12 protein-coding genes are annotated in these 13,515 nt (G+C 40.4%); 4 read left to right on the plus strand and 8 right to left on the minus strand.

Going from position 1 to position 13,515, the window contains the following annotated elements; all coding sequences use genetic code 11:
* Positions 1 to 620, plus strand: a 620-nt coding sequence (locus H6H03_RS37780) for a WD40 repeat domain-containing protein (RefSeq protein ID WP_190960121.1), incomplete at its 5' end; no start/stop codon positions are given.
* A gap of 20 nt (positions 621 to 640) precedes the next feature.
* Here the strand turns inward: H6H03_RS37780 and H6H03_RS37785 are convergent.
* Positions 641 to 1,204: a Uma2 family endonuclease gene (locus H6H03_RS37785; RefSeq protein WP_190960122.1), complete on the minus strand. Its 564-nt coding sequence runs from the start codon at positions 1,202 to 1,204 to the stop codon at positions 641 to 643.
* 45 nt (positions 1,205 to 1,249) lie between these two features.
* Here H6H03_RS37785 and H6H03_RS37790 point away from each other — a divergent pair, with 45 nt between their 5' ends.
* Entirely contained in the window at positions 1,250 to 2,428 is a 1,179-nt protein-coding gene (locus tag H6H03_RS37790) for an ATP-binding protein (RefSeq protein ID WP_190960123.1), read from the plus strand.
* Here the strand turns inward: H6H03_RS37790 and H6H03_RS37795 are convergent.
* The 3 genes from H6H03_RS37795 to H6H03_RS37805 form a co-directional block, all read right to left on the minus strand.
* On the minus strand, positions 2,422 to 3,297 hold the full coding sequence (locus H6H03_RS37795) for an SDR family oxidoreductase (protein ID WP_190960124.1): 876 nt from the start codon (positions 3,295 to 3,297) through the stop codon (positions 2,422 to 2,424). The genes H6H03_RS37790 and H6H03_RS37795 overlap by 7 nt on opposite strands.
* Before the next feature lie 181 nt (positions 3,298 to 3,478).
* Positions 3,479 to 4,045, minus strand: coding sequence for a DUF2808 domain-containing protein (locus tag H6H03_RS37800; RefSeq protein ID WP_190960125.1), 567 nt, complete (start codon positions 4,043 to 4,045; stop codon positions 3,479 to 3,481).
* Between the two features lie 52 nt (positions 4,046 to 4,097).
* Entirely contained in the window at positions 4,098 to 4,535 is a 438-nt protein-coding gene (locus H6H03_RS37805; RefSeq protein WP_190960126.1) for a DoxX family protein, read from the minus strand.
* Positions 4,536 to 4,707: 172 nt separating this feature from the next.
* On the opposite strand from H6H03_RS37805, the gene H6H03_RS37810 reads away from it, so the two are divergent.
* A complete protein-coding gene (locus tag H6H03_RS37810; protein WP_190960127.1) occupies positions 4,708 to 6,876 on the plus strand; it encodes a DEAD/DEAH box helicase in 2,169 nt (722 codons plus the stop codon).
* Between the two features lie 1,145 nt (positions 6,877 to 8,021).
* Here the strand turns inward: H6H03_RS37810 and H6H03_RS37815 are convergent.
* The 4 genes from H6H03_RS37815 to metG form a co-directional block, all read right to left on the minus strand.
* Positions 8,022 to 8,423, minus strand: coding sequence for a metal-sensing transcriptional repressor (locus H6H03_RS37815; protein WP_190960128.1), 402 nt, complete (start codon positions 8,421 to 8,423; stop codon positions 8,022 to 8,024).
* 162 nt (positions 8,424 to 8,585) lie between these two features.
* Entirely contained in the window at positions 8,586 to 9,905 is a 1,320-nt protein-coding gene (gene lptC / locus H6H03_RS37820; RefSeq protein ID WP_242057762.1) for an LPS export ABC transporter periplasmic protein LptC, read from the minus strand.
* Positions 9,902 to 10,531: a LabA-like NYN domain-containing protein gene (locus H6H03_RS37825; protein ID WP_096541968.1), complete on the minus strand. Its 630-nt coding sequence runs from the start codon at positions 10,529 to 10,531 to the stop codon at positions 9,902 to 9,904. Before H6H03_RS37825 ends, lptC begins: the two co-directional genes overlap by 4 nt.
* Positions 10,532 to 10,697: 166 nt before the next feature.
* Positions 10,698 to 12,302, minus strand: a complete 1,605-nt coding sequence (metG, locus tag H6H03_RS37830) for a methionine--tRNA ligase (RefSeq protein ID WP_190960129.1) — start codon at positions 12,300 to 12,302, stop codon at positions 10,698 to 10,700.
* Between the two features lie 379 nt (positions 12,303 to 12,681).
* On the opposite strand from metG, the gene H6H03_RS37835 reads away from it, so the two are divergent.
* On the plus strand, positions 12,682 to 13,404 hold the full coding sequence (locus H6H03_RS37835) for a lysophospholipid acyltransferase family protein (protein ID WP_190960130.1): 723 nt from the start codon (positions 12,682 to 12,684) through the stop codon (positions 13,402 to 13,404).
* The last annotated feature ends 111 nt before the right edge of the window (positions 13,405 to 13,515 follow it).

The raw sequence follows: 13,515 nt of genomic DNA on the forward strand, positions 1-13,515 counted from the left end.
GTCATAGTGACTCGGTAAATGCCGTCGCCGTCACCCCCAATGGGCAACAGGTGATTTCTGCCTCCTCTGACAACACCCTCAAAGTCTGGAATCTGGCAACAGGGGAGGAACTATTCACCCTCAAAGGTCATAGTTACTCGGTAAATGCCGTCGCCGTCACCCCCAATGGGCAACAGGTGATTTCTGCCTCCTCTGACAACACCCTCAAAGTCTGGAATCTGCTCACCAGAAGAAAAATATTCACCCTCAAAGGTCATAGTGACTCGGTAAATGCCGTCGCCGTCACCCCCAATGGGCAACATGTGATTTCTGCCTCATGGGACAAGACCCTCAAAGTCTGGAATCTGGCAACAGGGGAGGAACTATTCACCCTCAAAGGTCATGGTGACTCGGTAAATGCCGTCGCCGTCACCCCCAATGGGCAACAGGTGATTTCTGACTCATGGGACAACACCCTCAAAGTCTGGAATCTGGCAACAGGGGAGGTCATTGCCACCTTCACTGCCGATAGTGCCATTCGTTGCTGTGCTGTTGCACCCAACGGCGTGAAAATCGTAGCAGGAGATGCTTCAGGTAAGGTGCATTTTTTGCGTCTTGAGGAAATGGGGTGTGATTCGTAATTAAGAAACTATGCAGAATATTAGTGACCGAGAATTTGGTTGGCGCTAATATTTACATCGGGTAAGACTTGGATTGATAAAGTTTGACCGCTAGTGAACTTTTGAATATGCTGATATCCTGCGGCTGTTGGTTGTTGATAAACTTCCACAATTTGCTCGTTAATATCTACTAACCAAACTTCAATTATGTTTGCTTCTGCATATAAAGGGATTTTCTCTTCCCGGTCATACTCGATAGTTGAATCAGCTACTTCAATTAATAAAAAAATATCCTGGGGTTGGGGGTGTGCAGTGGCGTAAAAATCATCACGTGGTTTGAGTAATGCTACATCTGGCTGAGGTTGTGAGTTATCGTTTAATACGATTGGATTTTGAGCCGCAACTATGACGCGCTTACCTAACAACTGCACCAACAAATTAATCAGGCGATTTACACAAGCTGCGTGTTTTGTGCCAATAGGCGATATCTCTATAATTTCTCCTCGTATCAGTTCTACTCGGTCATCCTCTGTAAGAATCCCCGACTCAAGCATTTTATGATATTGCTCAACCGTGAATTTTCGTCTTAATAACTGCACAGTCATGACTACCTCCACTGTTGCCTCATCTTATAATTATTCCTCACAATTATGAATTCACCACCCAAACCACCAACAAAAATCAATTCCAGAGGACATCCCATAGATTTTGAGCAAATTATTCAAGCCAAAAGCCTAAATTTTGTCGGTCGTGAATTTGTCTTCACGGCTATTAATAACTTTCTCCACCGCCATCGCCACGGTTACTTCACTATCGTTGGCGCACCCGGTAGCGGTAAAAGTGCCATTCTCGCCAAATATGTGACAAACAATCCTCAAGTTATTTATTACAATGCCGAACTTGAGGGTAAAAATCGTGCTGACGAATTTCTCATAAATATCTGCACGCAACTCATTAATCAATACTCCCTTAATTACACCTCTCTCCCTAATAACGCCACAGAGGGAAGTTGGTTTTTCTCTAGTCTTCTCCAGCAAATCAGCGATGAGTTAGAACCTCATCAAAAACTGATAATTGCCATTGATGGGTTGAATTGCATTGACCGCAACAGCCAACCATCTGGTACAAATCTGTTTTATCTCCCCCGCTATCTCCCGGATAAGGTCTATTTCCTCCTCACTCGTAGACCTTTCTTGCGGGACAAGTCGGGTTTATTAATTGAAACGCCGTCGCAAAGTCTTGATTTAGCAGATTATCCAGAAGAAAATCGGCGGGATATTCAAGCTTATATTCAAAATTACCTAACTCCTCAAGAGATCCCCCCAACCCCCCTTGAAAAGGGGGGCAATATTTCGCCATTGTTAAGGGGAGGTAGGGGGGATCTTAAATCTTGGTTGAGTAATCACCAGATTAATGAGGAAGAATTTAGCAATTTGCTCACCACTTTGAGCGAAAATAATTTTATGTATGTTAGCCGGATTGTAGGTGCGATTGTAGAAAATTTCTACCCGGAATCTTTCGAGTGCGATCGACTCCCGCCTGGTTTAGAAGCATATTATCAGCAGCATTTACACAAAATGTTTCCACCGGAAGAAGAGACGGAACATAGCATAGATGTATTAAATGTCTTAACACAGCAGCAAAAAGCAATATCTGTAGATTCTATTGCTAATATAATCAATACAGATGAATACGAAGTTGAAGAAGTTCTAGAAAGTTGGCTTGAATTCTTACACCAAGAACAAATTGACGGAGCAATCTATTATAGTCTCTATCATTCCAGCTTCCGTCACTGGTTAGGTACACAACAAATACAATCTGATTATTGACTATTGATTAATTCCTGCAATTCTTTTCGTAAAGACAAAGGCTGATACCCCAATGCAAAAGCTTTGGAACTATTCAAAGAAACATCTGCTGGTCTAGGTGCTGCCATTTTTACATCTTGTTGTCGGCAGGCTTTTATTTTACTAGCTGGTAGCTCAAATACTTCTGCTAATAGTAAACCAAAATCATAGCGGGACAGCCGCTCTTTTCCACCCAAATGAATAATACCGTTGACTTTTTCTAATGCTAACAAAAGTCCTTTTGCCGCAGTTTTTCCACTTACTGGCGTGCGGAATTCATCAATAAATAATTTTAGGTCTTTTCCGTCTTTTAAAGTTTGAATAAATGGTTGAATAAAACTTTTTGCTGTGGGTGTTTGGGCACCAAACATTAAGGGCATTCGGCACACTGCTGTCATGGGATATCGCTCTAGCATACCTGCTTCAGCGATGGCTTTTTGCTCGCCGTAAATGTTTACAGGACAGACAAAATCTGTTTCGCAATAAGGAGCATTTAAACCATCAAAAACCAAATCTGTTGAAGTAAAAGCGCAAGGAATAGAATTATCAGCACAAAGTCCAGCAATATTGCATGATGCTGTGACATTAATTGCGTGCGATTCTTCGGGGTGAGTTTGACAAAAGTTCGGTTGTGAATGAGCAGCAGTATGAATCACTGCTGCTGGTTTGATAGTATTAAATATCTGCTGTAATTCTTGAAAATCTGTTAAATTAACTTTTAATATTTTAACACCATGAATTTCTATAGAATGGGAGAAATAAGTACCATAAATCTCCCATTCTTGTTTTGCAAGCTGGCAAAGATGCCATCCTAAAAAACCGCTGGCTCCAGTGATTAATAATCTTTTCATATTTAATTGAATTAGGTAATGTAGCAATTGCCAGCTAGGTTAGGATATGAACTGACTGTAGACCTTCACACAAGCAGACAACCTATTGCCTATACTTCGACTTCTCTACGAGACGCTACGCGTAGCTTGCTTCCCCGCAGGGGTACGCTCAGTACAAGTTGCCTGTTCCCTAATATACTTCTTAGGGAAACCACAAGTCTCTTCCACCACTCTGGAACTGAAACCGCCCAAAGCCGAGGAATTGGCCGTGGGATTTTTCACCCACTGGAAATGCTGTGACACCTAGTAAGTAAACACCAGAGAAAGTGGGATTACTATAAGGACGGAGGCCAATTGTAATTGTTTGTCCTGGAGTTACAGGTGGGTCAAAGCTGACAGTAATTGTGCGTGTTTTGCGTTCTCTAGTGACTGAACCTAGTGTTAATGGTGTCCCTTTGCGATCGCGCGTTCCGACAAATGCACGGGTATCATCAAGATGGTACTGGATATTCTCTCCTCCTTCACGTTGAGCGATCGTTATTTTCTGAAGAGGTTCTCCAGCATTTTCCGGCAGATTAATAGTAAAATAGTAAGTCCCACCTGGAAAATTTACATCTTTGTAAATAGTTACCGCCTCAACCAGTTTCGGTGGTTGGACAAAATACACTGTACCATCTCCAAGTTGCACTGCTTGAGCCACTGGAACAGTAACTTCCGCAATACCAATTGCTAACGAAAGTGTTATGCCAAACAAACTTGCAACGCGCATAGCTGGATATCAATAATAGTAACTAAATAGACAAAAGTGGTAAAAAACACCCTTATTTCAATTCTAGTTCTTTAGGAATCATTGACTTGGGAATAATAGAAACTTGTTTTTCCAAATCAGAAGGTTTTGTATACCACCAAGCCCAAGCAATTAAAACTGCTTGCAAAGGAAGTCTGATTACGTGTACCCAAGGTGAATCTGGTATATATTCGAGCTTAATATGATTAACCGCCATATTGATATTGGCAGGGAAAACGGCAATAAAAAGAGCAATAAGTCCCCAAGCAGCAGCTTGACTTACAGGCGGGACTAATAAACCAATACCACCCAAAATTTCATAAAAGCCACTTAGATAAACTAATTCCAAAGGATAAGGAAGTTGCGGTGGCATAATTTTGACATAAGGTTCTGGAATCAGAAAATGCGTCACTCCAACCAAAATAATTGCTATAGCAAGGATGACACGTAAACGTTCCTTATGCTGATTCATCAGTTTTGCCTCATTATATACTTACCCTTACAACTTTAGTTTGACCGACAAATGCTGAATCTGCCTTGAGTCAATAGTATGAAAATATCATTTGACATTTATCCTTCGTAAATAAATAACCAATAAATTTCTTTGCGTTCTCTTCTCTGCGCCTCTGCGTGATATAAAAAACATGAACAACGCCTTTAACCGACTCGCACCCTTCATCCAAGAATACATTTATCATCACCAATGGACAGAATTACGACCAGTCCAAATTGCTGCTTGCCAAGTCATATTTGACACCGATGCTCACTTACTAGTTGCTGCTGCAACTGCGGCCGGTAAAACAGAAGCAGCCTTTCTCCCAGTTTTGACTTTATTACACACCTATCCAGCCAATACCATAGGTGCGTTATATATTAGTCCCATCAAAGCATTAATTAATGACCAATTTGAGCGTCTCAACGACTTACTTAAAGAAGCAGATATTCCAGTTTGGCACTGGCACGGCGATGTTTCTCAAACTCGAAAAAATAAACTTTTAAAAAATCCCCAAGGCATTTTACAAATTACACCAGAATCTCTAGAAAGTTTATTAATTAATAAAAATAACGACCTACTTCGCTTATTTGGCGATTTAAGGTTTGTAATTATCGATGAAATCCACGCCTTTATGGGTTCAGAACGCGGTTGTCAAATTATTTGCCAATTACAACGTTTAGCAAAAGCCACACAAAAACAACCGCGCCGTATTGGTTTATCTGCAACTCTCGGTGATTATTCCTTAGCTGAAGATTGGTTACGTTCTGGAACTGATAATGAAGTAATTACTCCCCAAATAGATGGAATCAAACGCCAAATCAAACTAGCTGTAGAACATTTTTATATTAATGATGAAGTTGATGAATCAGAGGCGACAGCTTACGAACAATATATTTTTAACCTCAGCAAATCTCGTAAATGCCTAATATTTGCAAATAATCGGACGCGCACCGAATCTATTATTGCATCTTTACGAAAAATTGCCACAGAACAAAAATCACCAGATATCTATCACGTGCATCACGGGAGTATATCTGCTAGTTTGCGGCAAGCGGCTGAAAATGCCATGCGCGAACCCAACAATCCTGCTGTGACTGCTGCAACTCTGACCCTGGAATTAGGTATAGATATTGGTCATTTAGAGCGAGTGATTCAGTTAGATTCACCCTTATCTGTAGCTAGTTTTTTACAGCGTTTGGGACGCAGCGGTAGAAGAGGTGAAGCGGCTGATATGCGCTTTATTTGCGCTGAAGAACAACCATTATCAGAAGCATCTTTACCAGAGCAAATTCCCTGGCAACTTTTACAATGTATCGCTATTATTCAACTTTATGTAGAGGAAAAGTGGATTGAGCCAATTCAACCCATTAAATATCCTTTGAGTTTGCTCTATCACCAAACAATGAGTATTTTAACAGCAACAGGTGAAATTTTACCGAATACTTTAGCTAAACAAATTTTTAGTTTGCCGCCCTTTGCTGCTATTTCCCAAGAAGATTTTCGGTTATTGCTACGTTATTTAATTGATATCGGTCATATTCAACATACCGAACAAGGTAAATTAATCCTGGGTTTGGCGGGAGAAAAGGTAGTGAGAAAATTTCAGTTTTATGCTGTGTTTGCGGAACAAAAAGAATATATTGTCAAACATGGTACAACCGAAATTGGTAGTATTGCCGCGCCGGTTCATGTTGGTAATCAATTTGGTTTAGCTGGCAGAACTTGGGAAGTTGTAGAAGTTGATTTTAAAAAAAGAGCTATTGTTGTGAAACAAGCTGAGGGTAAAGCTAGTATTTATTGGCGTGGTGGTGGTGGGAGTATTCATACAAAAGTTTTACAACGAATGCGGCAAGTTTTATTTGAGGATGTAGAGTATAGCTATTTGCAAAAGAATGCTTTGCGAAGATTACAGACGGTTCGCCAATTGGTGCGGCGGGTGGGATTAGAGAAGCAGAATATTTTGGAATTGGAAAAAGGTAAATGTTGTATTTTTCCTTGGATGGGTACTGTTGGTTATCGCACTTTGGAGAGATTGCTTAACTCTTGGTGTCGGGAATCATTGGAAATTAAAAGTATTGGTGGGGTTAATCCTTATTATTTGACAGTTAAATTAGGGAAGGGTAAATTTGAATATCTTGCTCATGAAATTGCTTCATTATGCGAGCAAAGGATTAGTGCAGAAGATTTAGTTACTAGTTCAGAAGCGCCGGAAATTCAAAAGTATGATGAGTTTATTCCTCATCCACTTTTACGGAAGGCTTTTATTAGCGATTATTTAGATATGGAAGAAGTGCGGCAACAAGTGGCACAGTGGTAAGTAGGAATCAAATTTGAGAATTCAAAATAAATTCTACAATAGACCTGCCTTGAAAATAGGGACTGGGGACTGGGGACTGGTGACTAGGAAAGAAATATTTTCATTCCTTCGTTGTGAATTTTGTTCATGGAGTCTCTTGCATAAATATGAATTTGTATCACGCAGAGGCGGGGAGGCGCAGAGAAGAGAAGGCAAAGAAAGACTTTTGTAAGAGGTCTAATAAATATAATCTCAGTAGAGCGAAAAATGAGTGAAAGTTGAGGAAAGAATCAGGGTTTGAGGCGGTGTTTTTCCCCGTTACTTCACAACCACAGGCTGGCACTTTATTCATCACATCTGGAACAGAGATGCTTGAAAGGTTGATTGGATGCTGATTTGTGCAGATGGCGATCGCAACGTCAAATTAAGTACTCATAAGCCTTCTGGAAATACGCTAAAATATACTTTCATTTTTCGGTATCCTATCCTGCGGATGAAATAAACGCCTATCATACCCAAGAATTAAAGTAAAATAATATACACTTATTGACGGATTAATATTTGGCAAATAATCTTGAAATCTGATGAATAACAGGTGTACATTTATCTGCTTGTATTATTTATGGGAATGATATTGTTCATTGTCTTAAGCGTTTGGGCAATCGTAAATTTTATAGGTTTATGCTCGGTTGTAATCTCATTCATTCGTTGTCGTACTTTACCAGGATACCGAAATATTGCGATTATCGGATCGGTTTTCATACCAGCGATCCTTCTATTTTTAAGCTTTTTGGATCTGTTAAACAATAAACCCGTTCCTGGCCCAATCCCTGCTTATATTCAGGCAATCGTAACTATCGTATGGTCTAAAACTTATTTAATTTGCTTTTTGGGTGCTTGTGTAACTGCGGCAATTACCTTGTTGAAATACAAGGCTATTCGTTGTTACTCAGCACTTGCTTGGGGTTTTTTGATTTCATCTGTTTCGGCTTGTACATTTGTGTTTATCAAATTTTGATGGTAATATGAGCAGCGATCGCGGCTGAAGCAGGCAAAAGGCAAAAGGCAAGAGGCAAAAGAAAGAAGATTTACAGCAGATTTCTTAGTGAAGTAACTAAAGCCTGTTTTAGTTCTAAATTCTGACTCCTGACTCCTGAATTCTGAATTTAAGGCAAAAACCGATCTAAAGCAGCTTTTAATTGTTCAATTTCAACTTCCATATTGCCTTCTTTGGCTGCTCTAGCAATACACTCGGTTAAATGTTCATCTAAAACAATTCGTGCAACCCGATCTAATGCACCCCGCACTGCGGCAATTTGTAACAAAACATCAGGACAAGGGCTATTTTGTTGCACCATTGTTTTAATACCACGAATATGTCCTTCTATCCGCGATAGCCGATTGACAATTCGCCGTAATGACTCTTCGCTATGGACGTGAGGATGGCTTAACTCTCCATGCTCATGAGTATGGTCTGCATGTTCGCCATCTGTATGGTGATTATGAGAGTGTTCTGCTTGCTGGGATGTTGGCAAGGATTCTTTACCTAATCGGTTTGAGCCATTCATGGGTTATCAAAGGACTTGTAGTACTAAGATCCTAGCCTAGTCGTTGACCGAAAATTGGGGAGTGGTGAGATGGGGGAAGGGGACAAGGAGAATAACTCCTAACTCTTAACTCCTAACTCTTCACTCCTAACTCTTAACTCTTCACTCCCCACCCCCCAATCTCTACTGACGATTCGCCCTTTCTTGGGGAATAATCTCTGTTATTACTCTACCGCCAGAATTTCCACCTTTGACAACAATATTTTCTGTTTGCAAATTGCCAACTGCTGTTTCACCGGTAAAATTTAACGGTGGGTCAATTTGTCGATAAACTACGTTTCCTTGAGCTTCAACTAATTTATTGTCTAAATACCAAGTTAATGTATTAGATCTCAATGACTGGCTACGCTGACCAACGGCGTTGACGTTACCTGTTAAATAAACCGTTTTTTGCGGGATTTTCATTTCCCCTTGGTTGGCTGTGACCGTAACTTTTTCGACGCGCTGGAACATCCGGGTAGGGGAGTTTGTGGTGACGGTTTCGGCATTCATGTTCCAGGTCATAGAGTTACTAGCTATTTGTAATGGTGGGTCTAGTAAATCTAGTTGGGCATTATTTTGGACGATCGCTATTTTAGTTTTTAAGTTGACTTCGGCAGCATTGCCTTTGGCGCGATCGCTAATTTTATTATTTTTATAACGGTCAATTTCTATGGGGCGATCGGCTATTAATTTTTCTTCTTTAATATTCCAATTCAAATTTTCTGTTCGCATTTGTAACTGGGGATCGGCGGAATTTGCTATTACTCCTCCCGAAAATTCTATCCGCTGTTCTCTAGTTTTTACTCGCGCTTCTTTTGCCACGGCTTGTAGTTTTTTATGAGTCCCGTTAATCTGGTTGCGGACAATCAACAAACCTTCTTGGGGACGCCATTCTAACTCATTACCTTGCAAGACAATTCCATTGCTAGGGTCTGTGGCAAATATTTTACCCTTGAGAAATAGCTGCTTTCCATTTTGTTCGATGTCTGCTACATCTGCTTTGACTTGGTAAACTATTTTGCCATCTTGGTACAGTTCTCCATAAGGATTTTCCGCCTGACCAATTTGTTTTTCTTTGGTATATTTTGCCCTTTTAGCTTGGACTTTCCAAATCGGTCGTCCCACTTCATCCGCTTGTTCTAAGGTGACATCAAAGAATGTCAATTTACTATCTTGATTAGATGAATTAGGAGTATTTGTTTGAGAAACTGTGGGGGGTTTGCCCCCGCAGCTAACTAATCCAATTCCTAAAAAAAAAGTCAAAAGCAAAATAAAGAAAGAGGATCGGGGAGTGAGTGAGGGGGATGAGGGAGATGAGGAAGTGTGGGGGGATGGGGAAGTGTGGGGAGTGTGGGGGGAAAGAGAATATACTTCCCTCTCCTCCCTATCCTCCCACACTTCCTGTTTGCCCCATGCCCTATGCCCCATGCCCCATGCCCCATGCCTAAACTGATACTTCATTCTTGGATTTCCAAGTGTCCATCGGTCGTTCTTGGGTCTTCCAAAAATCCCATGCTCGATAACGGTCGATATGGATAGCTTTGACGAGGGGTTTTTTGAATATCCTCTTTGATGGCTTCTAAATCAATGTAGCGATCGCTTACATTAATTAAGCTGTCACTAGTCATGGAACGCAAACTCACCACCTCTACCCTGACACCACGATAGCTCACGGAATTGACTGCATAAGCCAAATCGCCATCACCGCTGACTAAAACTGCGGTATCATAGGAATCGACTAACGCCATCATATCGACTGCTATTTCTACATCCAGGTTGGCTTTTTTAGAGCCATCTGGCAGTTGCACCAAGTCCTTAGCAATTACTCGATAACCATTGCGACGCATCCACAGCAAAAATCCCTGTTGCTTCTCGTTTGTCCGGTCTACACCAGTGTAGAAAAAAGCACGAAGTAACCGAGAACCTCCAGTTAATCGACATAATAACTTTGTGTAATCGATTTCAATTCCTAATTGTAATGCAGCGTAAAATAGATTTGAGCCATCAATAAATATGGCGACCCTACCCCGATTCTCCAAAACTTGTTCTGGTGTAAATATCGAGTCATTTTCTAAATTATTCAACATTGTTGTCATACCTCAGTTTTTATCCCTGTTATTTTTGATACAAATTAACCAGTTTTACATTCTAGTCACAGCGGTTTATGATAATGTTCCGGGGCTAATTAGGCTCAGCCCCGATAAATTTTTACCAGAGAATTAGAAATTGAACAAAATCAGAGTTTGATATTGACTAATCGTTTTTTAGTGGTTCTATGCGCTTAAAAATTGGTTGGGGTGTACCCAACTTTTGTTTAGCAGATAGTACTCCCCATGTTGAATGGGTAGCAAAAGGAGCATTAAGCGAACTTTGTATTTGCTCGTTAAAGTTTGTTCCAAAGCCCAGCTGCCGATAAATATCGCTACTGATGTTTGGAATAATAGGAGATAGCAGGTAAGCTGCTAGTCTAACCGATTCTAGAACTGCATACAGAACTTTTTCGACTTCCTGCTGCTGTCCCTGTTTATATAATGACCAAGGAGCTTGTTCATCAATAAACTTATTACTAGCTTGCACTAGTAAAAGGATGGCTTCGCAGGCTTGGTTGAAAGCGAGCTGTTCGTATGCTTGTTTTACCTGTTCCCCCAGACGTAAACCAATTGTTTTTAACGGATTTTCGTCAGAGATTGTTTCGTTGCCGATTGGTGGTACATTATTTTCAGCACAGTATTTCTTCACCATGTTCAAGGTGCGATTGAGCAAGTTACCTAAGTCATTTGCTAAATCTGCATTCAGAACATTAATGAATCTATTTTCATTAAAGTCGCCATCCTTGCCAAATTCGATTTCCTTAAGGAAGTAATAACGAACGGCATCACTACCATAGCGTTTAACTAGCTCTACAGGATCGAGGGTGTTACCCAGGCTTTTGCCCATTTTTTGACCATCTTTGGTTAAAAAGCCGTGTCCAAATACCCGATCTGGCAAAGGTAAACCAGCTGATAAAAGCATTGCTGGCCAGTAAACTGCATGGAAGCGCAGAATATCTTTACCAATTAAGTGCAAATTAATTGGCCACCATGTCTCAAGAGCATTTGCTAAAGTTGGTTCGGCATCTGGTTCGAGTAATGCAGTTACATAAGCCAGTAGCGCATCAAACCAAACATAAAGAGTGTGTTTGGGATCGGTTGGTACCGGAAAGCCCCAATCTACATTCACTCGTGAAATTGAAAAGTCTTGCAGACCTTGATTGACAAAGCTTAGGACTTCGTTACGTCGAGTTTCTGGTTGAATAAAATCGGGTTTTAACTGATAAAATTCTGTGAGTTTATTTTGATATTTAGATAGGCGGAAAAAATAGTTTTGTTCGTCTCGCCACTCGACTTGTTTATTAGTATGAATTGGGCAACGGTGTCCTTCTAAAAGTTCTCGTTCTTCTTTAAATTCTTCACAAGATACGCAGTACCAGCCTTGTTGTTGCCCTTGATAGATATCGCCAGATTCCCATACTCGCTCAAAGAATTCTTTAACGATCGCTTCATGACGAGGCGCTGTAGTCCGACTAAAGCGATCGTATTGAATATCAAGCAATTGCCATAAACTCACGAAGCTAGGCACAATTTGATCGCAAAAATCTTGTGGCGCTTTGCCTAAACTTTCTGCCGCTCGCTGAATTTTTTGCCCATGCTCATCTGTACCCGTAATTAATAGTACATTGCGTCCTAGCAATCTTTGAAATCGCGCCACTACATCAGCAGCGATCGTTGTATAAGCGCTGCCTATATGGGGGACATCGTTTACATAATATAAGGGTGTTGTCAGTGCAAATGTCTTTTGTGTTTTATTCACTAGATTCATGCAAAATAAAATCAACTTATTAAAACGTTTTACATCTTAGTTTTGTGAGCAAAACCACGCAATTATATAACATTACTACCATTTTTTCCAATAACACCTTAATATTAGCAAATTTATCCGGTCAGCAATTGTTTTATAATATGCATTAATTCAAGTGATTTTTCCCTAAAATACAGAAATTTACTATTAAAGAAATTTCCCGAATACTTTTTATTACATAATATTATTGTGTTTAGGAATACATAATACTCAGAGAAAATCTATCTCAGTTTGTAGATTCAGACATTTCTATCTTAAGACGGTCATGGCAGTGGTAAAGAAATGTAAAACTTAAATTAAGATAAACTGCCATATTTACCGGAATATATATTGATTAGGTATGAGTCTAAATAGTCCGACTCTGATTTCGCAAGCTTTGTTAGCGGGGCTTTCAACACAAATGTTTCGCTATTACGAAGATCGCATTCCGCGAGATGGTAGCGTCTTGGTGGTCAGCAATCACCGCAGCTTTATGGATGCACCAATTTTAATGGCGGCGTTATCCAACCCAATTCGCTTTGCTTGTCATCACTACATGGGACAAGTCCCGATTATGCGGGAGATTGTTACCGGACAATTGGGGTGTTTTCCTTTAGAGGAACCCCAAAACCGCCAACAAAGCTTTTTTGTGCAATCACAGATGCTATTGCAATCTCGGCAAATGGTGGGAGTATTTCCCGAAGGAGCACAACCAATGGTAAAATTTACCGTGCCGAACACAGTTGGTGAATTTCAGCGGGGATTTGCTCATTTGGCATTGCGGGCTGATGTGGAGGATTTAGCAATTTTGCCAGTTGCGATCGCTTCAATTGAAGAAGTCAACACTTCTGGTTTTCCCCTTAGGCTGTTGAGTTTATTCGATCCTTCAGAACCTTTGTTTAAACAATCAGGTTGGCATCCTTTAGTAGTTTATCGCCGGGTTGCCGTGTTAATTGGTCGCCCTTATTGGATTACGCCTCAACATCAAAAAACATATCATGGCAAAAAAGCCAGAACTGTTGTGGCTGAACTAACCGAATATTGCCACAACGAAATTAGCGATTTATTGCGTCAAGGTTGGTGATACAATTTTGGATTTTAGATTTGAGATTTTGGATTAGCAACAAATAAATTATCTCATCTTGTGGGGTGGGCATTTTGTCTGCCCTCTGAACTGGGCAGACAAAATGCCCAC

The organism is Nostoc paludosum FACHB-159 (genome assembly GCF_014698835.1).
GTDB lineage: Bacteria > Cyanobacteriota > Cyanobacteriia > Cyanobacteriales > Nostocaceae > Nostoc > Nostoc paludosum.